Source organism: Nostoc sp. (genome assembly GCF_036919895.1).
Classification (GTDB): domain Bacteria; phylum Cyanobacteriota; class Cyanobacteriia; order Cyanobacteriales; family Nostocaceae; genus Nostoc.
In genome coordinates this window covers 1-25674 of sequence record NZ_JBALBW010000079.1, presented here as the reverse complement: position 1 = coordinate 25674, position 25674 = coordinate 1, and the positions used below count along the sequence as shown (strand labels likewise).

At 42.8% G+C, this 25674-nt stretch carries 19 protein-coding genes and 1 pseudogene; 11 read left to right on the top strand and 9 right to left on the bottom strand.

Going from position 1 to position 25674, the window contains the following annotated elements:
* Nucleotides 1-12 precede the first annotated feature (12 nt).
* A complete protein-coding gene (locus V7K55_RS16180; protein ID WP_334832960.1) occupies nt 13-2016 on the bottom strand; it encodes a GspE/PulE family protein in 2004 nt (667 codons plus the stop codon).
* Between the two features lie 428 nt (nt 2017-2444).
* Between V7K55_RS16180 and grpE the strand changes: the two genes are divergently transcribed.
* Both grpE and dnaK read left to right on the top strand, forming a co-directional pair.
* On the top strand, nt 2445-3194 hold the full coding sequence (grpE, locus tag V7K55_RS16175) for a nucleotide exchange factor GrpE (RefSeq protein WP_334832958.1): 750 nt from the start codon (nt 2445-2447) through the stop codon (nt 3192-3194).
* A gap of 227 nt (nt 3195-3421) precedes the next feature.
* On the top strand, nt 3422-5380 hold the full coding sequence (gene dnaK, locus V7K55_RS16170; RefSeq protein WP_334832956.1) for a molecular chaperone DnaK: 1959 nt from the start codon (nt 3422-3424) through the stop codon (nt 5378-5380).
* 247 nt (nt 5381-5627) lie between these two features.
* Here the strand turns inward: dnaK and V7K55_RS16165 are convergent, their stop codons facing one another.
* Nucleotides 5628-5888 (bottom strand): hypothetical protein, encoded by a 261-nt coding sequence (locus V7K55_RS16165; protein WP_334832953.1) that lies wholly within the window; start codon nt 5886-5888, stop codon nt 5628-5630.
* A 246-nt stretch (nt 5889-6134) separates the two neighbouring features.
* Between V7K55_RS16165 and dnaJ the strand changes: the two genes are divergently transcribed.
* The 4 genes from dnaJ to V7K55_RS16145 all read left to right on the top strand — a co-directional run bounded on the left by dnaJ (nt 6135) and on the right by V7K55_RS16145 (nt 9220).
* Nucleotides 6135-7265, top strand: a complete 1131-nt coding sequence (dnaJ, locus tag V7K55_RS16160; RefSeq protein WP_334832951.1) for a molecular chaperone DnaJ — start codon at nt 6135-6137, stop codon at nt 7263-7265.
* A complete protein-coding gene (locus V7K55_RS16155) occupies nt 7265-7522 on the top strand; it encodes a sulfurtransferase TusA family protein (RefSeq protein ID WP_334832949.1) in 258 nt (85 codons plus the stop codon). Before dnaJ ends, V7K55_RS16155 begins: the two co-directional genes overlap by 1 nt.
* Nucleotides 7519-8619 carry a small ribosomal subunit biogenesis GTPase RsgA gene (gene rsgA, locus V7K55_RS16150; protein WP_334832947.1) on the top strand — a complete coding sequence of 367 codons (1101 nt, stop codon included), beginning with the start codon at nt 7519-7521 and terminating at the stop codon, nt 8617-8619. The genes V7K55_RS16155 and rsgA overlap by 4 nt, the downstream gene beginning before the upstream one ends.
* A 124-nt stretch (nt 8620-8743) precedes the next feature.
* Nucleotides 8744-9220 carry a hypothetical protein gene (locus V7K55_RS16145; protein WP_334832945.1) on the top strand — a complete coding sequence of 159 codons (477 nt, stop codon included), beginning with the start codon at nt 8744-8746 and terminating at the stop codon, nt 9218-9220.
* Nucleotides 9221-9263: 43 nt separating this feature from the next.
* Here V7K55_RS16145 and V7K55_RS16140 read toward each other — a convergent pair whose 3' ends face one another.
* Nucleotides 9264-9662, bottom strand: a complete 399-nt coding sequence (locus V7K55_RS16140) for a nuclear transport factor 2 family protein (RefSeq protein WP_334832943.1) — start codon at nt 9660-9662, stop codon at nt 9264-9266.
* Nucleotides 9663-9837: 175 nt separating this feature from the next.
* Between V7K55_RS16140 and V7K55_RS16135 the strand changes: the two genes are divergently transcribed.
* Complete coding sequence (locus tag V7K55_RS16135) at nt 9838-10293, top strand: RidA family protein (RefSeq protein WP_334832941.1); 456 nt, start codon at nt 9838-9840, stop codon at nt 10291-10293.
* Here V7K55_RS16135 and V7K55_RS16130 read toward each other — a convergent pair.
* Together V7K55_RS16130 and V7K55_RS16125 are read right to left on the bottom strand one after the other, a co-directional pair.
* Nucleotides 10290-11297 (bottom strand): zinc-binding dehydrogenase, encoded by a 1008-nt coding sequence (locus tag V7K55_RS16130; RefSeq protein ID WP_334832939.1) that lies wholly within the window; start codon nt 11295-11297, stop codon nt 10290-10292. The genes V7K55_RS16135 and V7K55_RS16130 overlap by 4 nt on opposite strands.
* 2 nt (nt 11298-11299) lie before the next feature.
* Entirely contained in the window at nt 11300-12097 is a 798-nt protein-coding gene (locus tag V7K55_RS16125; protein ID WP_334832988.1) for an aspartyl/asparaginyl beta-hydroxylase domain-containing protein, read from the bottom strand.
* 114 nt (nt 12098-12211) lie between these two features.
* Between V7K55_RS16125 and V7K55_RS16120 the strand changes: the two genes are divergently transcribed.
* Complete coding sequence (locus tag V7K55_RS16120) at nt 12212-13681, top strand: amidohydrolase family protein (RefSeq protein ID WP_334832937.1); 1470 nt, start codon at nt 12212-12214, stop codon at nt 13679-13681.
* 4 nt (nt 13682-13685) lie between these two features.
* Here the strand turns inward: V7K55_RS16120 and V7K55_RS16115 are convergent, their stop codons facing one another.
* The 4 genes from V7K55_RS16115 to V7K55_RS16100 form a co-directional block, all read right to left on the bottom strand.
* Complete coding sequence (locus V7K55_RS16115) at nt 13686-14510, bottom strand: alpha/beta fold hydrolase (protein ID WP_334832935.1); 825 nt, start codon at nt 14508-14510, stop codon at nt 13686-13688.
* 55 nt (nt 14511-14565) lie between these two features.
* Nucleotides 14566-14865, bottom strand: a complete 300-nt coding sequence (locus V7K55_RS16110; protein ID WP_334832933.1) for a protealysin inhibitor emfourin — start codon at nt 14863-14865, stop codon at nt 14566-14568.
* Between the two features lie 169 nt (nt 14866-15034).
* Nucleotides 15035-16114, bottom strand: coding sequence for a M4 family metallopeptidase (locus V7K55_RS16105; RefSeq protein WP_334832931.1), 1080 nt, complete (start codon nt 16112-16114; stop codon nt 15035-15037).
* Nucleotides 16115-16695: 581 nt separating this feature from the next.
* The gene (locus tag V7K55_RS16100) at nt 16696-18549 is read right to left on the bottom strand and encodes a vWA domain-containing protein (protein ID WP_334832929.1); all 1854 of its coding nucleotides are present in this window, start codon (nt 18547-18549) and stop codon (nt 16696-16698) included.
* Nucleotides 18550-18825: 276 nt separating this feature from the next.
* On the opposite strand from V7K55_RS16100, the gene V7K55_RS16095 reads away from it, so the two are divergent.
* The 3 genes and pseudogenes from V7K55_RS16095 to V7K55_RS16085 all read left to right on the top strand — a co-directional run.
* On the top strand, nt 18826-19182 hold the full coding sequence (locus V7K55_RS16095; protein WP_094332423.1) for a Rieske (2Fe-2S) protein: 357 nt from the start codon (nt 18826-18828) through the stop codon (nt 19180-19182).
* Between the two features lie 654 nt (nt 19183-19836).
* On the top strand, nt 19837-25527 hold the full coding sequence (locus tag V7K55_RS16090; RefSeq protein WP_334832927.1) for a PAS domain S-box protein: 5691 nt from the start codon (nt 19837-19839) through the stop codon (nt 25525-25527).
* Nucleotides 25528-25542: 15 nt separating this feature from the next.
* Nucleotides 25543-25674: pseudogene (locus tag V7K55_RS16085) on the top strand (IS630 family transposase); the annotation flags it as partial.

Here is a 25674-nt window from a genome sequence, read left to right as displayed (position 1 = left end):
TAATGACTAATCTCAAAACCTAGATGTCATACAGTAGGGACAATCCAGCCATTCTTGTTTCAATGTGGCATCGCAACTCCGGCAGGTAAGACCAGTCTTGCGTTTAGCTTTTAATTCTGCTTCCAGACCAGTATCAGTAAACGTCACTCGTTCTACTTCTTCTAGAGTTGTGGAACCTTCGCGCACTAAGTCCAAACTGTAAGCCAGCAAGGTTTTCATGCCCTCTTCTATTGCCACTTCCTTGATGCGTTCCGTGGGTGCATCTTCGTTGATGAGAGTTTGCAGGTTTTCGGTAACTCGCATGACTTCATAAACACCACAACGCCCTTTGTAGCCGCCACCATTACATTTTGGGCAAAGCTGATTTTTGGCTTTGGCATCTGCGATCGCATCTAATGTCAAGGTGTTAGCTTTATAAAAAGTGACTCCCACATCTGAGGAAGCTGATAGACCGTAACGAGCGAGTTCCTCGGTTGTAGGAGTGTAGGGAATACGACATTCAGAACATACACGGCGCACCAAACGTTGAGCTAGAACGCCAATTAGGGAACTAGAAACCATGAAAGGTTCAATGCCCATTTCTCCCAAACGAGCGATCGCACCTGGGGCATCATTTGTATGTAAGGTAGTTAATACTAAGTGACCAGTCAAGGCAGCCTCAATTGCTGTTTTTGCCGTTTCCTTATCCCGCGTTTCACCCACCAGTAGCACATCTGGATCTTGTCGCAAGAAAGCCCGCAGAGCGGTAGCAAAATCCAGCCCTTTTTCCCGAATTACCTGGACTTGAGTAATCCCTGGAAGGCTGTACTCAATTGGGTCTTCCACAGTACTGATATTAATACCGGGATCGTTCTTTTCTGAGAGTGCAGAATACAACGAAGTTGTTTTCCCAGAACCAGTTGGCCCAGTTACCAAAATTAGCCCAAAGGGACGGCTAACCATATCCTGGACAATATGTAAAGTCTCTGGATCGGTAATTAACTTATCTAATCCCAGTTGGGTGGAGGAGTTATCCAAAATCCGCAGTACCACCTTTTCCCCGTAGCGACTGGGCAAGGTATTCACCCGGAAGTCTACCTTACGTCCCTCAAACAGCCGCCGGATGCGTCCATCTTGGGGTAAACGGCGTTCGGCAATGTCTAGATTCGAGATGATTTTAAATCGGGCTGTCACCGCCGGGATGATTTTTTTCGGTAGGGGATCGAAAGCTTCCTTCAGTACGCCATCCTTCCGAAAGCGAATGCGTAAGTTTTCTTCTTGCGGTTCGATATGAATGTCAGAAACGCCCTCATGCAAGGCTTTAGCCAGGATTCTGTTCACTAGGTTGATGACTGGGGCATCTTCTGCACCCTTCATCGCTGCCCCTAGATCGGCCTCCATTTCTTCAGGAGCATCGGAAATATCGAGATTTCCGAGGTTTTCTAAATCCTGATTAATATCTGTAAACTTTTCTTGGTCTAGATGCTTTTGCTTAACAGCCATTTCATCCAAATATTGGTTGATTAGCTGCTGGTAATCTTCCTGGGTAATCACCATGCGCTGCAATGCCAGTCCTTGGGGGCGCAAGATGCGATTCAGGTCATCGGAAGCTTCTAGATTATCTGGAGCCACCATCGCCACTAAAACTGAGGGCGGGGTTTGGTCTTCGTGTTTCGACAGTGGTACTAAACGATGGCGACGGCAAATATCTACTGGGATGAGGGTTTCAATCAGGTTCCCCATCATCGTGTTAGCAATGGAGTTGACTTCCGGATCGAGAAATTCAACTCCGTATAGTATTTTAAGTTCAAATAGCTGCTGTTTTTTGTATTGCCTGAGCAACTCAGGTGATAGTTGTTGTCCAGTAAGGGACTCTAGTACTTCCGTTAAGGGTCGGCCAGATTTGCGGCTTTCAATTAGTGCCTGCCTCATCTGTTCGGTATTGACATAGCCAGATTGGACTAGCTTGTTGCCGAAGGGCGAAAACTCTGTTCTGGTAGTTAGAGCGGTACTGCGCCGTTGTGGTGACGAGTTCATAAATGAGCGAATGAGTAGGGGAACCTCTGCTTAAAGTATTCCCAGCCGGTGAGATAGAATTCTCATTTGCCAAAAAAGTCATTGAAATTCTGAGCAACGAAAACTGTTGTTCGGAGTTCTCGTTAAATGGTGAGTGAAAAATAAGTAATAGTAGAGAAAATATCAATTCCTGACTCACAGGGGCGAATGAGATTAAGCGCCACTCTTTCAAATTACTTACTTCTGGAGGTACACTACTCGTTCGGGTTCCCGCCTTGATAGTGTCTACACTAACGCGTTCGCCATTTGTCACAATAAGAAAACGGTTACATCACTTCCAGAAACTTGTCGGCAACAAAATCAGCCTCAGTTGCAAGTCGTGGATGACGACGGTTGCAAGCTATGGAGATACACTGCCATAAATAGCAAGTATCTGGAATGAGTGGACAATGATGGATGAAAATAAACAGATAAACAATACTAGCCAGCAATTGGGTGAACCAACAGAGGTAAAGCAAGCAATGAAGAGTGACTCCCCAGCCCAAATTAATTTCAATGAATCTGGTAGCGAGGTGACAGAGCAAGTGGCATCCCAAGCTAATGTATCGGGAGATGCAGCTACTATCAATGCAGAAACTGGCGTTGCTGCAACCGATAACACTGGAGTAGAAACGGCAGCTTTGGCAGAACTAACTCAACAAATTGAGTCTCTCAAAACGCAGTTAGAAGAGCGTAGTACTCAATATATGCGGATTGCTGCTGATTTTGAGAATTACCGCAAACGGACTAGCAAAGAAAAAGAAGAGCTAGAGACGCTGATGAAGCGGAACACGATTCTAGAATTGCTGCCAGTGGTCGATAATTTTGAGCGGGCGCGAGCGCACCTCAAACCACAATCCGATGGCGAAATGACCATGCACAAAAGCTACCAAGGCGTTTACAAACAATTAGTAGACAGCCTGAAGCGCTTAGGTGTATCACCAATGCGTCCTGAAGGTCAAGAATTCGATCCTAACCTCCATGAAGCAGTAATGCGGGAACCTACGGATGAACATCCTGAAGGAACAGTGTTAGAAGAGTTAGTGCGCGGATATTACTTGGGCGAGCGCGTGCTACGCCATGCAATGGTCAAAGTAGCTGCTCCAAAGGAAGATACACCTTCTACGGAGCAAGATCAGTCGAGTCAAGCCTTCAGTTAAGCTGTAGTCGCTCGTCTCGCTGACCAAAAGTGCCTGGCTTCTAGCAAGGACGAGCATCGCGTACCTAAAACTTGGACAAGGCTTTGGATAACTCTCTGTGTTTCAACTTCTCTCTTGCTACCAGCAATATGGGTTCCACAGACGTTATCCGCTAGCCTTGATTCGGAGCAAAAAAGTTAGTCCGCGACATATTACAGCATAAAAAATCAGTAAAAATACTGCCAATTATGGGAAAAGTTATTGGAATCGATTTAGGCACTACCAACAGTTGCGTCGCAGTTCTGGAGGGCGGTCAACCACTGGTGATCTCCAATTCTGAAGGCGGACGAACTACTCCAAGTATTGTGGGATTTGGCAAGAGTGGCGATCGCTTGGTTGGTCAATTGGCCAAGCGCCAAGCCGTAACCAATGCGGAAAACACAATTTACAGTATTAAACGATTTATCGGGCGACGTTGGGAAGATACTGAGGTAGAACGCGATCGCGTCCCCTACAACTGCATCAAAGGTCGAGATGATACCGTTGATGTCCAAATTCGCTCAAAAAATTACACGCCACAAGAATTATCCGCGATGATCCTGCAAAAGCTCAAGCAGGATGCGGAAAACTTCTTGGGTGAAGAAGTCACGCAAGCAGTGATCACCGTACCAGCATATTTCACAGATGCTCAAAGACAAGCCACTAAAGATGCTGGCACGATCGCCGGATTAGAAGTCCTGCGAATCATCAATGAACCAACAGCTGCGGCTTTAGCTTTCGGATTGGAAAAGCAAGACCAAGAGCAACTAATTTTAGTATTTGACTTGGGAGGCGGTACTTTTGACGTATCGATCCTGCAACTTGGAGATGGCGTTTTTGAAGTTAAGGCGACTTGTGGTAACAACCACTTGGGTGGAGACGACTTTGATAATGCGATCGTGCTTTGGCTGATGGAACGCTTCCTGCAAGAAGAGAAAATCGACCTTTCCAAAGATAAGATGGCACTGCAACGCCTACGGGAAGCAGCAGAAAAGGCAAAAATTGAACTCTCCAGCATGGTAAATACCTCCATCAATTTACCGTTTATCACGGCTGATGACAGTGGGCCAAAACATCTGGAGATGGAACTCAGCCGCTCTAAATTTGAAGAGCTTGCAGGAAAATTAATTGAAGCGACCATCGAACCGATGATCCAAGCGCTCAAAGATGCGGATCTCAAACCATCAGCCATAGATCGGATTATTTTAGTAGGTGGTTCTACTCGTATTCCCGCAGTCCAAAACGCGCTGATTAAATTTTTCGATGGCAAAGCTCCCGATCGCTCTATCAACCCTGACGAAGCGGTAGCATTAGGAGCAGCAATCCAAGCAGGGGTATTGGGTGGCGAAGTCGATAATCTCTTACTATTGGATGTCACCCCCTTGTCTTTGGGAATTGAAACCTTGGGCGAAGTGTTCACCAAAATTATTGAACGCAACACCACAATTCCTACAAGTAAGTCACAAATTTTTTCTACAGCCGTTGATGGGCAAATCTCGGTAGAAATTCACATTCTCCAAGGTGAACGGGCAATGTCACGAGATAACAAAAGTCTCGGTAAGTTTCTCCTCGCAGGAATTCCCCCATCGCCCCGTGGTGTGCCGCAAATTGAAGTATCCTTTGAAATCGATGTCAACGGCATCCTGAAGGTTTCTGCTCAAGATAAAGGTACAGGCAGAGAACAAAGTATCAGGATTACTAATACAGGTGGTTTGAGTACCAACGAAGTCGAACGGATGCGCCAAGAGGCCGAATTGTTTTCCGAAGAAGATAGAAGACGTAAGGAACTGGTTGAACTAAGAAACCAAGCAGATAATCTGTTGTTTAGTTACGAATCCACCATCAAGGATAATAGCAGCTTTATCGGCGACCAGATAAAAACCTTGGCTAGTGAAAAAGTTTCACAACTCCAAGCCGCAATGACTGACTCCAACATCTCCACGGTGGAATTTAAGCAGCGTTTAGACGACTTCCAACAAACTTTGTTTGCCATTGGTGCTGATGTCTACAATCGAGCTAACAGCCAAAGTGATGAGATTGAGGAGGCTTCAGCTAGTGCTTTTACTCCAGAGGGAGACTCACCAATGAACGGTACATTAATACCACAATTCAACTTTGATTTTGACGAAGAAAGTACCGCACAGGCTGATTATGAGGCTATAGATTAGGGATTGGGGACTAAGGATTGGGGACTAAGGACTGGGAAAGAAACAGGAAAGCAGAGCGAAAATCCCTCTGAACCCTTCTCCACTAAACCTCTAGCTCTTCAGACCCCATCCCCAATCCCCTAAATTGCAGATTTTTATTAAGATATCTTAATATATTTAATATTTATTATGGATTTAGCGAAGTTTCACAAGACCCCAGGGGTTTGCTAGATTGTAGAAGCAAATTACTGCTAGGCAGTATGCCGATTCAGATCCGATCCAAAGCATAAGGGTGGTTTTCCACACCTAATGGTGCGGCTAGCCCCTCTGGTTGATGGGCGGGGTTTTCCTCTCCTAAGTAGCACAATTGTAAAAGAGACAGCCGACTCGGCAGTGAGAAGTCGGAGCAAAGGCTTCCCCTGCTCATAACTTCTGTGGCTTTTGTCGTCTTCGACGAGGAAAGCACCTGTTGCTCGAAATTTATCGGTGATTTTTGTAAAAGGTAAAGGGTAAAATCAGTTATTAACAAAAATTAATTTTATCTTCTGCCTCACCTCCGGCAAGCCACCCTCTGAAGGACACTGCGTTGCTCTTCAAGAGTTATAGGCAAAATGCTTTCCTGTAGGGTAGCAAGTGACCGTGACGTTCTGCTGCCCTTCGGGTGACGCTCCTGCGTCGCTAACGCTGCGCTAACGCCAGTCGCTCATGGGGGAAACCCCCAAGACCGCGCTGGCTCACCTTCTGCTTTCTTCCTTCTAACTTTTACCTTTGCTATATGGCCCGCGACTATTATGAAATCCTGGGTGTCTCTCGTGACACCGACAAAGAAGAACTCAAACAAGCCTATCGCCGTTTAGCCCGAAAGTTTCACCCAGATGTGAACAAAGAACCGGGGGCGGAGGATCGCTTTAAAGAGATTAACCGTGCTTATGAGGTACTCTCAGAACCCGAAACCCGCGCTCGTTACGATCGCTTTGGGCCAGAGGGTGTCTCAGGTGCTGCTGGCGGGGGCTTCCAAGATGTCGGTGATATGGGCGGTTTTGCCGATATCTTTGAAAGCATTTTTAGTGGCTTTGGTGGCGGTATGGGTAATCCTACGCAACAAAGACGGCGCAGTGGGCCTGCAAGAGGCGACGATCTACGGCTAGACCTGAAATTAGACTTTCGGGAAGCAGTATTTGGCGGCGAAAAAGAAATTCGCATCTCACATTTAGAAAATTGTGAAGTCTGTAGCGGTTCTGGTGCTAAACCTGGAACTCGCCCCCGCACTTGTTCGACTTGTAGCGGATCTGGTCAAGTCCGCCGTGTTACTAGAACACCCTTTGGCAGTTTTACCCAAGTTTCGACTTGTCCCACCTGCAATGGGACAGGGATGGTAATAGAAGATAAGTGTGATGCCTGTGATGGCAAGGGGGCAAATCAAGTCACCAAGAAACTCAAAATTACCATTCCGGCTGGGGTAGATAATGGTACTCGCTTGCGGATTTCTAGTGAAGGAGATGCCGGTCAACGTAGTGGCCCTCCTGGGGATTTATACGTTTACTTGTTCGTAAATGAGGACGAAGAATTCCAACGGGATGGCATTAATATTCTTTCGGAAATCAAAGTTAGCTACCTGCAAGCAATTTTAGGTTGTCGGTTAGAGGTAGATACGGTAGATGGCCTTGTAGAATTGATTATTCCAGCCGGAACTCAGCCAAATACGGTGATGAAGTTGGAAAATCGCGGCGTACCTCGCTTGGGTAATCCTGTCAGTCGTGGGGATCACATGCTGAACGTATTAATTGATATTCCTAACAAAGTCACCCCAGAGGAGAGGGAACTGTTAGAGAAGCTGGCTAAAATTAAGGGCGATCGCACTGGTAAAGGCGGTCTAGAAGGATTCTTGGGAAATTTATTTAAGTAATGATGCCCTCTTCTCTTTTAACTCCCGATGCTCAACTTGATTTACGCGGCACTCCTTGCCCAATTAATTTTGTCCGCACAAAATTATGTTTGGAGAAAATGCCATTGGGAGGTTTGCTAGAAGTCTGGCTAGACCCTGGTGAGCCGATTGAGCAGGTTCCTGATAGTCTGACAATGGCAGGTTATCAGGTTGAAGAAATTACAGACTGCACTAGTTATTTTTCTCTGTTAGTGCGTCGTCCAGTTGCTAGCCAATGACAGATTTTGCCGCAACTGGACAGTTATTGGGTACGGTAGTGGCTGTACAGGCTAATTTTTACCGAGTACAGCTGGATCAAAAACAGGGGGAGATCAGGGAGATGGGGGATCGAGATTCTCATCTTCCTGATCCCCCTCTCCTCCTCTGTACTCGCCGGACACGCCTGAAAAAAATCGGGCAACAGGTGATGGTAGGCGATCGCGTAGTGGTTGAAGAGCCAGATTGGGCTGGGGGACGGGGAGCGATCGCTGATGTCTTACCCCGTCACAGCGAATTAGATCGTCCAGCGATCGCTAATGTCAACCAAATCCTCTTGGTATTTGCCGTAGCCGATCCACCTTTGGAACCTTATCAACTGAGTCGGTTTCTGATTAAGGCTGAGTCTACTGGCTTGGATGTGCTTTTATGTTTGAATAAAAGTGATTTAATTTCAGAGCAAGAACAGCAAAAAGTTAGCGATCGCTTACTTGCTTGGGGCTATCAACCAATCTTTATCAGTGTCAAAGATGGCATAAATACCGACCAAGCAGCCAAATATTTGAGTAATAAAATTACTGTAATTGCTGGGCCTTCCGGCGTGGGTAAATCCAGCCTGATTAATACGCTGATTGATTCTGCCAAACTACGAGTGGGAGAAGTTTCTGGTAAACTAGCTCGTGGTCGTCATACCACTCGCCATATAGAATTATTTGAGTTACCTGAAGGTGGTTTACTGGCAGACACTCCCGGCTTTAATCAGCCGGATATGGATTGTATCCCAGAAGAATTAATCCATTATTTCCCAGAAGCAAGAAAACGGTTAGCAGTTGCTAGCTGTCGGTTTAGTGATTGTCTGCATCGAGATGAACCTGAATGTGTGGTACAGGGAGACTGGGAACGATATGAACATTATTTAGAATTTTTGGATGCTGCGATCGCTCATCAAACTCAGCTACACCAACAAGCCGATCCTGAATCCACCATGAAGTTAAAAAGCAAAAGTAAAGGCAAAGGTCAAAGTCAATACGAACCCAAGTTAGAAAGTAAAAAATATCGCCGGATTTCCCGCAAGACTCAGTTACAGGACTTGCAAGAATTATATCGGGATGAGGAATAAGGAGAGGTGTGCGATTTCTCCGACGGGCTGTGACACTCGTTCGCATAGCGTCTCCGACAGGAGAAGACTCGCTAACGCTATGAGTGGTAATATATTTTCATGGCTGCTCTAATCCTTGCTATCAATGAACAAATTACTGGATGAAACGCTGTCAATCGAAACTGCTGAACGCATAAATAGCAGAGCTAGTACTCCCTTTGATAATGCTTACAAAGCAGCATTATCCACAGAGGGAGCAAGATATATTCAGGGATTTTTAGCTTTTGTGGGAAAGCCATACAAACCAATTGAACACAGTTGGATTGAATTAGGCGATGCTTCTGAGGTACGCATTATCGATCCCACATTACCGCACCTAAACAAAAATCCCCAAGAACTTTGGTATTTTGCAGCACAAAGGCTGACGGTTAAAAAACTGAAAGCCATTATTGAAGAATCGAAAGAAGATTATCCAGAAGATGAACCATTGCCAATTTATGGCGAGGCACCTTATGAATATTACGGTGATGTGATGTTGGGTGGTCAAGACTATTTGGCAGCATATCAAGCCGCAGAAGCTAAATGCAAAGAAATCAACCAACTCAACCCTGAGATAAACTAAATAATTCGTAACTTGTAATTACCAATTACGAATTACGAGTTATTTAAGATGATTTTCCGTCACTGCCAAAGTATTCTCTATAGCCACAAATTTTGTCTCCACGCACATCAAAAGAAACTGCTACCCGATTTTTGTAAAGCTGTCCGAACAGAAGTCCCTCATCTCGAAACTCAAAGACAGCCGTTGTTTCATTGCTCGTAACACGGTCTAAACCAGTCAGATTCAAACCAGGATTAAAGGATTCAAAAACGTACTCGAAAAATTCTCTAGCTCGTTCTTTTCCAACATTCAAACCGTGAAATTTACCCATTGGAAACCAAAGGGTGAAGTCTTCTGTGAGCATATCTAACAATGGTTTCCACTCTCCTGTTGCCATACCATACGTCAGATTCTCAAATGCCTGTCGAGCAACTTTTAAAGTGTTTTCTGAATTTTGTGTCATTATGGCTCCCTTTTATTTAATATCTAACTTTTATACAATTTTGCTTTTTAAATTGTAAAATTACTATGATTAGTGAGTTTTGCTAATTCATCTTGCAAAAATTATACATAGTTTAATTAATCGTAAAAGTATTTGTGTCGTTGAAAGTCCGTTAATTGCCAAATTAAGGAAATGCATGATGTCCTCTCGTGAAGTGATTATTCCCAAAGGGATGGAAATTCTTTTTGAAAAGTTTCATTATTGTCCTGGTATTAAAGTTGGGAATACCTTATATATTTCAGGACAAGTAGGCAGAGATGAGAATTTACAAGTTGTTAAGGGAATAGAAGCCCAGTTTATTCAGGCTTTTGAGAATGTTAATCTGGTGCTAGAAGCAGGAGGGGCTACATTTGATAATGTAGTTGAAATGATTACATATCATGTTACCGGAGTAGGACTAGGTGAACTTCAAACAGAAGCAATAGCTTCTAGTCAATCACCTGATATCATTCCATTCTTGCCAATTTTTATGCAGGTAAAAGACCGCTATTTCAGCAATAACTTTCCTACCTGGACTGGTCTTGGGATAGTCGGATTATCTACCCCAGGACTTATTGTTGAGATTAAGTGTATGGCAATTGTTGACAGCTAAAACCTGACAACTACTTTACCGCAATTTTTACCACTAAGTAGATATTCAACGGCAGCCGGAATGGATTCTATGCTGTTAAACTGGGTTGGATCAACGGCAACTTTGAGTTTTCTAGAGTAGAAGAGGTTTAATAGGCGATCGCTTGCCTCTGCCATATATTCTTTATAATGGGGCATGAGAAAGGCTCTCACAGAAGCAGCTTTCCAAAATAGCTGGTGATAAATGCGGGGTTGTGTAATTTGTTCTATATTATTTACGTATTCGGAGATAAAACCAACCACTACTAACCGTCCCCGCACTGCCAAGTTTTCAACGCAGGTATCAAATACGGTTTTACCTACACAGTCAAAAATTAAATTAATCCCATTGGGATATTCTTGCTTGAGGACTTGATTGAGATTTTCTGTACGATAGTTGATAATGCGATCGCACCCTAATTTTCTCAGTAACCTTGCTTTCGCCTCAGAACTGCAAGTACCAATGACATGATTACCAGCTAATTTTGCCAATTGCACTGCAATATGACCGGTTCCCCCTGCTGCTGCTGTCACTAAAACCACTTCATTACTTTTCATCTCCCCCGCTTGTTCTAATGCAACCAAGGCTGATACACCTGTAGGAATCAAGGTTAAAACTTCTGGTGTAGCTTCACGCACTTTCACCGCTAAGTTTGCATCTACAACCTGATATTCTCGATAACCGCCGCCACGCGCCGTAGTTATGACAGCATCCCCAATTTGAAAATCTTTGACATTTTCACCCATAGCGATAACTTCCCCTACAGCTTCGACACCTAAATCAAAGGGAGGAATTAAATTAAGATATGGAACATCACCACGGCAAAGTAAGGTATCAAATCCACCGTTAACACCAGCAAATTTGTTTTGAATTAAAACTTGGCTAGCAGCAGGTTTGGAAATAGGAATTTCGACAACTTCAACGGCAGATTTAAAATCTTGATTAAATTGCTTTGCTATTAACTTTTTGTAGGTTGTTACGTTCATTTCTAAATCAAAGCTTTATCCCACTCTAATTGATGAGCTAAACCATACTTGATAAAATCTTCTTCTTTAGCTTTATCGCTTTTACCAAAAACACCTAAACTGTAAGGATTATCTTGCATCCTTTGTGTGACTTGCTCTTTCTCAAATCGAATAACTTCCTCTCTAGGTTTATCCGGCTTAAAAAAGTCTACAACCAAGACAGTTCTATCATGATTGGTATAATTATGCGGGCAGTGTGGATAACTGTGATCTAAAACCAGGAATTTTCCTTCATGCCAATAAAGTTGTTCGTGGCATATTTTCATAGCCACATCTCCCTCTGGCACGATTAATCCCAGATAACCACGATTCGTATGAGGATTATAGTTTACATGCAGTTTAATATCTAAACCAGGATGGAATGTACCATAATATACGTTTCTGATAATTTCATTATCAATAGAGTTCACATTTTTTATTACTTTAGCTAAATTCGGAAAATATTTCTTTCTTAATATCAGTGCCTTTTGGGATGCCTCATCCGACCCGTAATCAGGATATTGTATTTGATGTGCCTGAATATATTTTTCAATAAAAAGACCTTGAAATAAAATACCAAAAGCACTGTACTTTGAATCACCTTTGGTTTGAATCGTTTTACTTTTAGGCCCCAGAATATTGTAAGTTAACTTTAGTTCTTCATCAGATGCCTGGTTAATAAAGCGTTTAAATTCCTCTCTAATTACTTGCCAGTTATCTGCAAAAGTTTTGAGAAAAGTAAATTTATTCGGATCTATATGATATTCATTAAAGCTTTCCATTGTCTTTTCTCCTGAAGGTGATTTCATAAAAAACCGTTATATAATAAGATTTGGTCTTCGTCCCGATTCAATTTTGGAATTCCTAACTAAACTTATTTTAGTGTGAGGTCTACTGTGTCTGAAACTCCCCTATTAGATCAAATTATTAAAAATGTGCGGGTAGTTCGTCCCCATCAGGATGCAATCGAACTACTTGATTTAGGCATTAAGGATGGAAAATTTGCTCAGATTGCCTCTAATATTAGCGCAGACACAGGCAAACAGGTATTTGATGGCAAAAACCTGCTAGGCTTTCCTGGAGTCGTGGATGCCCACATGCACGTCGGTATCTATCAACCCCTCGATAAAGATGCTGTGACTGAAAGCAAAGCAGCCGCAATGGGAGGCGTGACTACCAGCCTGAATTACATCCGTACAGGGCAGTATTATCTTAACAAAGGCGGCTCCTACCGCGATTTTTTTCCAGAGGTTTTGGCGTTATCCGCAGGTAATTTTTTTGTAGATTACGGCTATCACATTGCACCTATAGCTAGCCAGCATATCGACGAAATACCTCTATTGTTTGAGGAACATGGTATATCTTCGTTCAAAATCTTCATGTTTTATGGCGGCTATGGGTTGCATGGTTTATCAGACCAGCAAAACCTCTTTTTGATGATTAATAAAGAGGAACGGTACGACTTCGCCCATTTTGAATTTATTATGCGTGGTCTAACCCGCTTGATGGAAAAACATCCAGAAGCGCGAGATACTATCAGCTTGAGTTTGCACTGTGAAGTTGCAGAAATTCTCAACGCTTATACCAAAATAGTTGAAAATGATTCTAGTCTGAGCGGATTACACGCTTACAGTGCAGCGCGTCCGCCTCATTCTGAAGGTTTAGCAATTTGTATTGCTTCTTATTTGGCCAATGAAACTAACTGTGCAAATATCAATTTATTGCACCTGAGTTCGCGTAAGGCTATGGAAGCAGCTTTGACTATGCAAACTGCTTTTCCTCATATCAATTTTCGGCGAGAAGTTACTGTCGGACATTTGCTATTAGATGTCGATACTCCTAATGGTATTTGGGCAAAAGTCAACCCCCCTATTCGCCCTCGGGCTGATGTAGAATACTTGTGGCAAGCTGTATTAAATAATCAAGTAGATTGGATAGTTAGCGACCACGCTTGCTGTTCTGCTGAACAAAAAAGAAGTAATAAAGACCCAAATAATATTTGGTTAGCAAAGTCTGGTTTTGGCGGTACTGAATATTTACTTTCTGGTGTATTTAGTGAAGGTAGTAAGCGAGGGATGTCTTACAACCAGATGGCTAGGTTACTTTCGTGGAACCCATCGCGGCGCTTTGGGTTGTTAGAAAAAGGTGATATTGCTGTTGGCTATGATGCTGATTTGGTGCTGGTAAATCCAAATGAAAGCTTTGTGGTACATGCTGCTGAGTCGGAATCACAACAAGGTTATACACCCTTTGAAGGAGTGGAGTTAACTGGGCGGGTGAAGAGTACTTTTTTGCGCGGAAATCTTATCTACAACAATGGGCGAGTTTTGGGTTCACCCACTGGGCGCTATTTAAAAAGAATATAGAGTTTTAAACACTTGTATTGTCCAGAAACTCTATAACTACCTTTGATATTTCTTCAGGTATTTGGTTCATCATGCAGATGGTTCCACCTGGCAATTCCACAACCTTAGCGTGGGGAATTGCTTGTGATAGAAAATATCGGTCTTCTGCTAGTGCTAAACCTAATTTTTGAAATTCTTTTACATCGTCAATTCCCCAGACTATAAGTGTAGAACACTTGATTAAAGTAAACCTTTGGGCAGCATCCATACAGTAATTTCCTACTGCCCAAACTGCGTACAAAGGATAGCCAAAACATTTCAAATCATCTAGAACCCAACGATGATTCAAATCAGCAGAACCTACGTATCTGGAACGGGCTAACCATCTTTCCATCAGGTGCGAACCGTCTTCTTTAATGACGAAGCCCTCCTGAAATCTCCTCATTAAATCTGCTTTTCCTGCTTCACCAAAACCAGCAACGTTACACAAAATTAAATTGTTGACTCTTTTCGGGTAAGCTGCGGCTACTTCTCCAGAAACGAAAGCGCCTGTATGGTTTCCCAGAATGTTTGTTTGTTCAATACCTAATTCATCCAACAGGGCAATAACAGTTTTAGCGTAATCTGCCACTGAATACAATTTTGGTGGTTTGTCTGAATCACCAAACCCCATAAAATCCATCGCTATCACGCGGTACTTTTTTACCAAAATGGACATTAATTCACGATATTCATCACTACTGCGGGGGTTCATGTGCAGTAATAACAAAGGCTCTCCCTCACCGCCAATCCGATAAAGAATTTGTCCATCTTCAGTGTCTAAAAAAGCTCGCTTGATTGGTTGATTCATAACACCCTGATAAATTTAGGATTTATGTCAGCTTTCATTTAACCTCTTCAGCAAATTACCTTTTCTGTGCTACTGTTTGTAGCCATTCAATTAGGGGTCTTAAGGTTCCTGGCAATGCTGCTTCACTGACAGTTACCGTATGCTGCTTGCCGTTATCTTCTACTGTTAACTTATATTGAAAGCGATCGCTCTGGGGATTTGGCGAGGTAATTACTTCAGGTAGCCTAAATAAATCTGCAACCTCCACCAGTCGCGCAAGTGTGGCAGCTTCATCTGGCGGGAGAGTGTCTGTATCAACGGTTGCCTTCTTGCTGATTCCAGCAAAACCGCCTGTGCGTTCAAAGGATATCCGCATTTTTTTGCTCTCAGTTGTGTTATTTAGTTGGGATAAATACTTAAACTGGGAAATTTTAGTTCTTGGTTCCCAGTTTAGCAACAACAAACAACACATTTATCATTCTTGAGTGTTGAGTGAGGCAGTGCAAGGTATTGACTATTTATTCCTAACTCCTCACTCAACACTTTTAGATAACTCCTACTTTTTGCCAAGCATTCTGTACAGCTTTTTGCTCATCACTACCATTACCGTAGAGTTCGCCAGCAACTTGAATGGTGACGTTGGCAGCTTTTTTAAAATCTGCTTTAGCATTCAAGCGATCGCGTAAAGTTATATACCAGATTTTGCCAGCTTTTTCCCAAGCATAACCACCAATCGCAACGGCCGTTAAATAAAAGGCATAGTTAGGGATTCCTGAGTTGATATGCACCCCGCCGTTATCATCAGTACCTGTATATTTATTTTTTACATGGGCTGGTTGAGGATCTTTACCCAATACTGGATCGTCATAAGCTGTTCCTGGTGCTTTCATCGAGCGGAGGGCAGTACCTTTGACAGTTGGTACCAAAAGACCTTGGCCAATCAGCCAATCAGCCTCTTGTGCAGTCTGATTTTTGATCTTCTGTTTCACCAAAGAACCAAACACATCAGAAAACGATTCATTTAATGCCCCTGGTTCGCCATAGTACTGTAAACCAGCTTCATACTGGGTTATACCATGAGTTAGTTCATGTCCAATCACGTCAATTGATGTCGTGAAGCGTTGAAACAGTTCTCCGTCGCCATCACCATAAACCATTTGGTCGCCGTTCCAAAAGGCATTGTCATATTTAACGCCATAATGCACGGTGGAGTCTAAACGTAGTCCTTTGTCGTCAACAGAGTTGCGATCGAATATTTCATGAAACAAGTCATAAGTAGCACCAGCAGCATCGTAGGCTTCATTCACTGCTGCATCACTGCTAGGAGGATCTCCCTCACTCCGCACTAGTGTACCAGGGAGTTGCTGGCCATATTTTGCATCGTAAATGGTGCGACGTTTTTCACCCGGAGAAGGTGCAAATGAGACATTACCTACGACATTTCTCCGTCCCAGAAATTGCGCCGAAATATTTAATGTATGAAAAGCCCAAGTCCGTTGCTGGAGATTGCCATTCAGCACGACATTTTTAAGCATGTGGGGCGGGACAATACAACAAATCGGGCATCTTGAGTCAAGTGGATGCTCATACTCGAACCCGGCTGATTTCTTTTTATTTCGAGCCATCCAAAATATTCTCCTTTTAAAACTAAGTGATTCTTACAATGGCTTTAACTCCACTGGAGAAAGAAGCAGAAAAACGAATTTAAATCGCGTGTTTCTGTTATCTTTTCTGAAGAAAATTTTATCCTCTGTATTTTCGGATAGGTGTGTGAAGGATGGATAGTACCCTCATGGAGTACTTTTGATGTGGAAATATTGCTTTAAACAACAGAAGGACAGCTTAGATACCGCAAGTTTCAGCGAAAATCCTTGGTTGAGTTAGCAAAACCTCCTTCACAAACCTAACGCGCTTACATATTAGTTCTTATCAAGGGAAATAATGTTATTTATTGCTGTTTTGTTACCATAACGCTGCTAATCCTATAAATACCCTCTAGACCTAAACCGTCGAAAACTAAAGCTCAAGGCTAAATTTTAGCCTTGCCGCACCAGTAAGGTGTGTTAGCGATCGCGTAACGCACCAAACCCTCGATAATGAATGGTGTGTTACGAACTCCGTTCTAACACACCCTACAATCTAGACATCTCAATATTTTCAGAATTTCCTTCAAGGTAGTATTAGTAGTTAGTCACTACCGGATTTTTTACGGCGACATAGTAATAGTGGGTTGCATAAATCGCTTAATTTCACCACATGCAATATAAGACTTTCCATCAGGTGCTGTTTTGACTTCATCAACGACATAAAGCATTCCTTCTTCACGAACCGATCGCGGAAAACGCATATTCCAATCTGGTTCATATCCGTCGGAAACTACCCTAGCGCGTAACTTGCTGCCATCCTTGACACACTGAACAAGAATAGCATCATTTACAGTGTCAGTTGTGGGAAGGTCGGCAGCACTGGCAGGGCCTTTAGAGGCTTTGCCTGTGTACGCTACATTTGATTGTCTAGGAGCAACGAAGATATCTGTTGCGCCGGGTTGAGCAAAACGAGTGATATTGCCACGTACACGATAGAAAGTGCCTTCGCTTGAGAGTTCCAGTCCTTCAACAACGTACCTTGCTGCCTCAGCCCGAATGCTCCGGGGAAACTGGATATTTTTGGTTGAATCGTAGCCCTCAGATATGACTTTGATCCGTAATTTACCCCCTTCACGAACACAATGCAGTTCAACACCTGAACCAACTTCATTGACAACAGGCATTGCGTATACTTCATCACCAGCAGTCACACCTCGTCCCACCAGATCGTTGCGATTGCGGTTCATCGTCTGGTAAGACTGATCTCGCAATTCTTTACGTCCAGCATTACCGAGAGCTTTTTGAGCGATTCGACCCGCGAAATACTCAAGCTGATCGATCTCTTCAGCAATTTCAAAATTCTCGTTCAGCCCTTTATCCCGCAAATCTTTCACGACGGTACGGAGAATTTCTTCCGCTTGTTGGTGTTTGCCATGTTCAGCTAAATCGAGGGCAGTCTCTTTAGCTTTAGCGATGGTGAGGCGACTTAGTTCCAAAATGATATTGCTTGTAGAGGCAAAAGCTGCTTCCTCAACGGTGCCAACTTTGGCGATGACATCTGCTGTGCCTGACACGCTTTGAATGAGGTCATTTTGGACAACATCGGCGCTGTAATGCAGTTTCATCACAGGTAACTCACCAACTTGAGCGCTTGATATCGCCAAACTTAAGCCGAGAAGTTTGTCTTCACCCTCGTAAAGCTCTCCCAAGGTAATGACAGCTTGACCAGCATCATTCTGGCTAACTTTAGCAAGACTTAAGGTATCAGCAAGGCTGACACCATCAGCCAACTCAAGTGTCACCTTGAGGTTTTGTCCCACAACTGCTCTCAGACTGTCTAGCTCAATACTAAAAACTTCAGTTGCATCATCAATGCTTTGAATAAAGTAAAAGTTGCCCGTGGCTGCTCTTGCCATACCAATTAGCAAATCTTCATTAAAACCCTGAGCAAAACCTAATGTAGTTGTGGTAATGCCTTCCTCAGCTTTTTGCGCTGATGTCGCCGTTAGTAGTTTGGGGTCTTGAATGCCCATGTTGGCGTGACCATCGGTAAGCAGAAGAACACGGTTTATTTTTTGCGGATCGAGTCGCGTTTTGACGTGTTCGCAGCCTTTGAGCCATCCCCCCGATAAGTTGGTAATACCGCCTGCTCTTACTTTGCGGATAGAATTTTTCAGTGTGGCTTTGTTAGTCACAGCTTGGGGTGGCACAACGCTGTCTATTTCATCGTCATAAACAACTACTGAGAGAATGTCATCTGGCTCCAGTTGATCTACCACAGACTCAGCAGCTTTGAGTGCATGATGTAAGGGAGCGCCTGCCATAGAGCCGGAACGGTCAATTACAAGAGAAAGGTTAAGGTTACGTCGGGGAGATTCAGCTATGTCAGCACGAAAACGTAGCAGAATATTAGTCTTTAATGAAGATCCCACGGGAAGAATAGACTGGTCAAATTCGTAACTTGTCTTAATCATTTTTTATATCCCTTAAAATTGTCTGTTATGAGCTACAAACCAGATGATGCTTGGATAGGAAGTACTTTATTTAGTGTACCCAGAAAATATTTTATTCAGTGTGAAAAATGTATTTAATGTAAAATTTTATAGTTTTGGCATCTCGTCAGTATCGGCAAAGCCCGTCCTTTTGAGAAAAGTTTGCTATCTACTAACTTTTCCCAACTACTGAAAGGCGATCGCACTGGTCACAATTGCGGGAAACTAAAAGCAGATCAATTAGGAAAGGAGAACCTAATGAGTTGGACTAAAGTTCTTGCAGTTGAAGCACTTTCCCCTGGTGCGCGAGAAGTGGTGAAAGTTGGCAACCGGAAAATTCTGCTTCTGAATCACGAAAATCAGCTTTATGCTGTAGATAATACCTGTCCTCACTTAAAATTACCGCTCAAAAGTGGCAAAATCAAAGATGGGGCAATTGTTTGTTCCTTCCATCACAGCGCTTTTGACCTGCGGACTGGTGAAGTACAAGACTGGTGTTCTTGGCCACCTGGTGTAGGTAAAGTACTCTCGTTGGTTTCACAACCAAAGGCGCTACCAGTGTTTCCTCTTCGTGTGGAAGAAGGCAGTATCTGGGTTGATGTGCAAGAGGAATAGCACCCTCTTTGAATTTACTGCTATTAGGTAAATATCTGAAGTTACACTTTTGCCAACATTTTGCCTATAGCGTGCGATCGTTTGTATGCAATAACGGAGGCTTGACAAAAGTAACCTCCGCTTCCATCGTTTGCTCTAATCCTTATTTTATCAATATAGCCCAGGATAAGAGCATCTCAATTAGGCTATATCAGCCTTTTAATAGTTAAGCAATATAAAACCCCAGCTAAACTTATTAGCTGGGGTTTTTTCACAATTCACCTAAATCTTTCCTAGCAAAATAAGCAGCTTTAAAAAGATACCTCACCAGGTAGTGCCGTACCCCTACGGATGTACCTCACGTAAACGAGAACCCTATACAAGCATAGATCGTTTCTAAGATTGTACTAAATGTCACATTATTCCTCACCGTAAACGATATAATCTTGCAAGTGGGCAAGATTATTTTGAGACATTACTTCGTTAAGAGTTTTTTACTCACAGCATTTCCAGTTAGAGGCTCTTAACAACGTTTAGAAAGGTTTTGGCTGAAGTTGACACCAATACCTGGCGCTGAAGTATGGTGGTAAGGGATGATGATTTTCTTTGCAATCTTGTAAAATAATTTGGTTCTTTGATTTAATATTCGGTTTTTTTCAACAATTTATTCATGATATGGATGCTCAAAAAATAAAAATTTTATTAGTTGATGATAACTTAGAGAATTTACATTTTTTATCAGACATCCTTCAACATCAAGGTTATGAGGTGCAAAGTGCCATATCTGGACAATTGGCAATCAATATAGCGCTTACTTCCTCGCCTGATTTATTTTTGCTAAACGTTTCCATATCAGAGATGAATGGTGATGAAATTTGTCGATATTTGGAAAACCAGGATATTCCGATAATTATTTTCGGTGTTTTAAATGAATTATCTGAAGAACTCAAACTTTTTGATTTATGCGATGTTGACTATATTACTCAACCATTCAAAACTCAAGAAGTTTTATTACGTATTCAAAATCAATTGACTCTCCAAAAACTGAAAAAACAGTTAAAAGAACAAAACGCCAGACTGCAACAGGAGATTCAAGAACGTCAACGGATTGCTGTTGAGTTAAATATTCGCAACAAACAAATAGAAGAAATTTTCAAAAAAATTCCCGTTAACCTTGGGAAAGCCTTTTGTAGAGAAGTTTACCAAAGCGAACGCCTTTTAGTCGAAGCCGCCCTCAAAAAGAGTGAAAGTCAGTATCGCCACCTAGTGGAGACATCCCAGGATATGATCTGGTCGGTGGATATTGATGGATTAATTACCTTTGTCAACCCAGCAGTTAAGCAGATTTATGGCTACGAACCCCAGGAAATGATTGGGCGGCCCTGGACTGATTTCATCTCGCCAAAACAAATTGCTCAAGATAAAGTAGCCTTTGAGCGTGTTTTACAGGGAAAGTCGCTCTTTCAGCATGAAACTACCTGTGTAGCTAAAGATGGTAGTTTGCTTTATTTAATGTTTAATGCGATCGCATTACGCAACGAAGAAGGTTTAGTTATAGGCATGACAGGCACTGCTAGTAATATTACACAGCGTCGAGGTGTAGAAAAATTGCTCCAAGAAAGCGCGATTAAGCTCCGCAATCATAACCTAGTGCTAACCCAACTGGCACAAAATCAGACGCTTTATCAGGGTGACTTGAAAGCAGCTTTAAGTAAAATTACAGAAACAGCCGTCAAAAATATTGGAATGGAACGAGCCAGTGTCTGGTTGTATGACGAAACAGGCTTGAAAATCCAGTGTTTTGACCTATTTGAAGGCAGTCGCAATCAACATAGCGAAGGATTGTTGTTATCAGCAGCAGACTATCCAGTTTATTTTGCCGCTTTGCAACAAGACCAAGCGATCGCCACAGATGATGCTTATCAAGATCCTAGAATTGGAGAATTTTCTGCATCTTACTCAAGATTAAACATTACTTCCGTACTTGATACACCCATTCGGCTGGAGGGTAAAACCGTAGGAGTATTATGTATGGAGGCTGTGGGAGTTGCTCATCATTGGACTTTAGAAGACCAAAACTTCGCTCGCTCTCTAGGTAATTTAGCCTCTCTGGTATTGGAAGCAATAGAACGCCAACGGGCTGAAGCAGCGCGACGGGCTTCTGAAGAAAAGTTAGCATCAGCTTTTCGGTCATCTCCCGATCCAATTGCCTTAATTACTCTTCCCCACAAACACTATATTGAAGTTAACGACAGCTTTTGTCGGTTTTTTGGTTATTCTCGTTCTCAAGTGATCGATCGCACCGATGAAGAATTGAATATTTGGGCGAATCCAGAAGAATATAATTTCCTTGCCCGAATATTGCAAAAAAGCAAAGCCATCCGTAACTATGAGGTCGATGTCTGCACTTGTTCAGGAGAAATTAAGACAACATTGTTGAGTGCGGAAATGATCGAGATTGATGGGCAATGTTATGTACTCGGTACAGCGAAAGATATTACTGAACGCAAGCAGGCAGAAAATGAAAGCCGTTTGTTACTATTGACAACCCAAGCGATCGCTCGCGCCAATGATGTCAATAGCGCATTAGCCCTAGTATTGCGCTTAATTTGTCACACCATTGGCTGGGATTTTGGTGAAGCATGGATACCTAATGAAGATGGTACTGTTTTAGAACATAGTCTCGGCTGGTACGGAGAAGAAAGCAGTTTAGAAGAATTTTGTCGCCAAAGCCAAACCGTAAAATTTCCTCTAGGAGTGGGACTACCAGGAAGAGTTTGGCAAAATCAGCAGCCAGAATGGATAGAAGATGTTTCGCAAGTTACAGAACCAATTTTTTTGCGATCGCAAGAAGCAGCCAAGGTAGGATTGAAAGCTGGTTTTGGTGTTCCCATATTGGCTGGAAAGCAAGTATTATCTGTTTTGGTGTTTTTTAAACGTAGTTCAGTATTGGTGGATAGACGTTTGCTTTTACTAGTCAATGCTGTTGCTGCTCAGTTAGGTGGATTGATTGAGCGCAAAACCCTAGAACAAGAACTAGCACTCAGAGAAGCCCGCCTCAATGCCTTTTTTCGCAGCGCTCCCGTCGGCATGAATATTGTAGATAACCAGCTGCGGTTTGTGCAAATCAACCAACCCCTGGCAGAAATTAATGGACTATCCCAGCAAGATCATATTGGCAAAACCATTCATGAAGTCTTGCCCCATATCGCCCCCTTAATGCAACCAATTTATCAACAAGTTCTGTTAACTGGTCAACCCATTCTCAATCAAGAATTAAGCGCCGCATCAATTAAACAACCAGATATTATCCGCCACTTCTTAGCTTCTTATTTTCCGATTCCTGGTGAAGACGATCGCCCCTCTGGTGTCGGCACGGTTTTAGTAGAAATTAGCGAACTGCAAGCAGCGCTACGCGAACGCAAACACGTCGAACAAGAACTGCGTTTAGCTAACGAACGCCTCCAATATCTGCTCACCTCTAGCCCTGTGGTGATTTATAGCAGCAAAAAAACATCAGGCAAGTTTAGCACTACTTTTATTAGTGAGAACGTTAAGGCAATGGTTGGCTACGAAGCGCGGGAATTTCTCGAAAATCCCAATTTCTGGCTCCATCATGTCCATCCAGAAGATGTTGAACTGATCTCAGAAAAATTTTCTCAGTTGGTTGAGCAGGAGTATAATTCTTATGAATACCAATGGTTACACGCTGACGGAACTTATCACTGGTTTTACGAAAAGATGAGGTTAATCCGTGACGAAACTGGTAAACCTATAGAATGCGTTGGTTATTGGGCAGACATCAACGAGGCTAAACTGGCGGAATTAGCTTTGCAGTCAGGTAGGCAGCAATATAAACTTTTAGCAGAAGCTTCACCAGTTTGTATATTTCATACTGATGCAGATTGCAATGTCTTATATTTTAATCAACGCTGGAGTGAGATTACTGGATGCAGTATAGAAGAGTCTCTGGGAAAAGGTTGGAAAAAAGCCGTACATCCAAACGATCTCGACCAGCTATTGTTGATATGGAATCAAGCAAGAACTGCTAAAGCCACATATAAGTACGAACATCGCTTTTTGCGTAATGATAATACAGTTGTCTGGGTAATTTGTCAGGCTTTACCAGAATTTCGAGATGATGGAGAAATCAAAGGCTACATCGGTACTATTACAGATATTACCGAGAGAAAATTGGCAGAAGAAGCCCTGCGTGAGAGTGCCGAACGGGAAAGAGCGATCGCCCAAGTTATTCAAAGGATGCGCCAAACACTGGATTTAGAGACTATATTTGCAGCTACAACCCAAGAATTACGGCAAGTACTCAATTGCGATCGGGTTGTTGTCTATCGTTTCAATCCCCAATGGAATGGCGAATTTGTCTCCGAGTCTGTGGGTAATGGTTGGATTTCTTTGATAGAAGAACACAACAATGACCCTAATCTCACAGAAGGTGTCTTACAAAACGATCGTTGCCTAGCAAAAATCTTGGATAGCGTGGATAACCATCTGGAAGATCCTGATCTGCAAGCAACCCAAGGTGCAAGTTTCCGCAGTGTCTCAGACATTTACAACGCTGAGTTTCATCCTTCTTACATCAGCCTTTTAGAACGCTTTCAAGCAAAAGCCTACATTATTGTCCCAATATTATATGGTACTCAGCTTTGGGGATTACTAGCGAGTTATCAAAATTCTGCTCCCCGGCAATGGAAACCAGGAGAAATCAACATCGTAGTTCAAATTGGCAATCAGTTGGGTGTTGCTCTACAGCAAGCACAATTGCTCGCCCAAACTCAAAGGCAGTCACAAGCATTGCAAGAAGCTGCGATCGCTGCTGATGCTGCAAACCGCGCCAAAAGCGAATTCCTTGCCAACATGAGCCACGAACTACGTACCCCACTCAACGCCATCCTTGGTTTTACCCAAGTCATGAGCCACGATCGGGCTTTATCTACTGAACATCAGCAAAATCTAGCAATCATCAATCGGGCTGGCGAACATCTCCTCAGCTTAATCAACGACATTTTGGAAATGTCTAAAATTGAAGCTGGTAGAATCACATTAAACCTCAACAGCTTTGACTTAATTCGCCTCTTAGAAAATCTCGAAGAGATGTTGCGCTTTCGTGCTACGTCCAAAGGATTAGAATTAGTATTTGAATATACATCTCACCTTCCTCAGTACATCCAAGTTGATGAAAGCAAACTGCGTCAAGTCTTGCTTAACCTCTTAGGAAATGCAATCAAATTTACCGATACAGGAAGAGTTATATTACGGGTGGGGATTGGGACTGGGGACTGGGGAGCAGGGGAGAAGGGGGCAGGGAGCAGGGAGCAGGGAGCAGGGGAGCAGGGAGCAGGGGAGCAGGGGACAATACCCAATGCCCAATTCTTAATCTTCGAGGTTACGGATACTGGCCGCGGTATAGCCCCACAAGAAATTGACTTGTTGTTTGAAGCTTTTGGGCAAACTGAAACTGGAAGAAAATCGCAACAGGGAACAGGATTAGGTTTAGCAATTAGCCGCAAATATGTGCAATTAATGGGGGGAAATATTAGTGTTACCAGCATTATTGGTGAGGGAAGTAAATTTGCCTTTGATATTCAAATTAGTTTATCCGCAGCCAGCGAAATCCAGATTAAGCAAATTAGACGGCAAGTTCTGAGTTTAGCACCAGATCAAAGCGAATATCGGATCTTGGTGGTTGATGACTCCATAGACAGCCGTTTAGTGCTAGTGAAAATTCTGACATCTATCGGCTTTGTAGTCCAGGAAGCGGCAAATGGTACCGAAGCGATCGCACTTTGGCAGAAATGGCAACCACAGCTAATTTTAATGGATATGCGGATGCCAATTATGGACGGCTACGAAGCCACACAAATTATTAAAGCTAGAGAAGAAACCTCAATCTCAAATTGTCAGACTATTATTATTGCCTTAACGGCTAATGCCTTTGAAGAGCAGCGAGAGGCAATGATTAAAGCAGGTTGTGATGATTATATTAACAAGCCTTTCCGCGAGGAAAAATTATTAGAAAAGTTGAGCGAATATTTAGGAGTTGAATATCTTTATCAAGAAGATAAATATCAGATAACAAACTCAAAACAACGAATAACAGAATCAATCTTAAAGCTTGCAGATTTAGTGCCTATGTTATCTGAAATGTCCCCTGAATGGGTGAACCAGTTGTATACCGCCGCAGCCCAATGTAGCGATGACTTAATTTTAGAATTGATTGAGCAAATCCCTTCAGAAAATGAGGAACTGCAAAATTTTATTAATAATTTAGCTCATGAATTTCAATTTGAAAAAATTATGGAATTGACTAATACAGCACTTCCGGCAGCTTTAAGGTGTACCTCATAGCTGCCGGAAGTGCTGTATTTAACAATAGCGAGAGAGCAGCCAGAGCGGATGTAGGTATGGTTTTGGGACGAGAGCGGTTTCAGTTTACGCGTGATTCGCCGCAAAAACTGGGGTAAGCGAGGACGGCGTAAAAATCTTACAGGTCAA

Coding starts and splice junctions, on each gene's coding strand:
- V7K55_RS16100 (WP_334832929.1), bottom strand. CDS start 18,549: ATGATTAAGACAAGTTACGAATTTGACCAGTCTATTCTTCCCGTGGGA.
- grpE (WP_334832958.1), top strand. CDS start 2,445: ATGATGGATGAAAATAAACAGATAAACAATACTAGCCAGCAATTGGGT.
- dnaJ (WP_334832951.1), top strand. CDS start 6,135: ATGGCCCGCGACTATTATGAAATCCTGGGTGTCTCTCGTGACACCGAC.
- V7K55_RS16125 (WP_334832988.1), bottom strand. CDS start 12,097: ATGGAAAGCTTTAATGAATATCATATAGATCCGAATAAATTTACTTTT.
- V7K55_RS16180 (WP_334832960.1), bottom strand. CDS start 2,016: ATGAACTCGTCACCACAACGGCGCAGTACCGCTCTAACTACCAGAACA.
- V7K55_RS16115 (WP_334832935.1), bottom strand. CDS start 14,510: ATGAATCAACCAATCAAGCGAGCTTTTTTAGACACTGAAGATGGACAA.
- V7K55_RS16130 (WP_334832939.1), bottom strand. CDS start 11,297: ATGAACGTAACAACCTACAAAAAGTTAATAGCAAAGCAATTTAATCAA.
- V7K55_RS16110 (WP_334832933.1), bottom strand. CDS start 14,865: ATGCGGATATCCTTTGAACGCACAGGCGGTTTTGCTGGAATCAGCAAG.
- V7K55_RS16135 (WP_334832941.1), top strand. CDS start 9,838: ATGATGTCCTCTCGTGAAGTGATTATTCCCAAAGGGATGGAAATTCTT.
- V7K55_RS16140 (WP_334832943.1), bottom strand. CDS start 9,662: ATGACACAAAATTCAGAAAACACTTTAAAAGTTGCTCGACAGGCATTT.
- V7K55_RS16090 (WP_334832927.1), top strand. CDS start 19,837: ATGGATGCTCAAAAAATAAAAATTTTATTAGTTGATGATAACTTAGAG.
- rsgA (WP_334832947.1), top strand. CDS start 7,519: ATGACAGATTTTGCCGCAACTGGACAGTTATTGGGTACGGTAGTGGCT.
- V7K55_RS16105 (WP_334832931.1), bottom strand. CDS start 16,114: ATGGCTCGAAATAAAAAGAAATCAGCCGGGTTCGAGTATGAGCATCCA.
- V7K55_RS16095 (WP_094332423.1), top strand. CDS start 18,826: ATGAGTTGGACTAAAGTTCTTGCAGTTGAAGCACTTTCCCCTGGTGCG.
- V7K55_RS16145 (WP_334832945.1), top strand. CDS start 8,744: ATGAACAAATTACTGGATGAAACGCTGTCAATCGAAACTGCTGAACGC.
- dnaK (WP_334832956.1), top strand. CDS start 3,422: ATGGGAAAAGTTATTGGAATCGATTTAGGCACTACCAACAGTTGCGTC.
- V7K55_RS16155 (WP_334832949.1), top strand. CDS start 7,265: ATGATGCCCTCTTCTCTTTTAACTCCCGATGCTCAACTTGATTTACGC.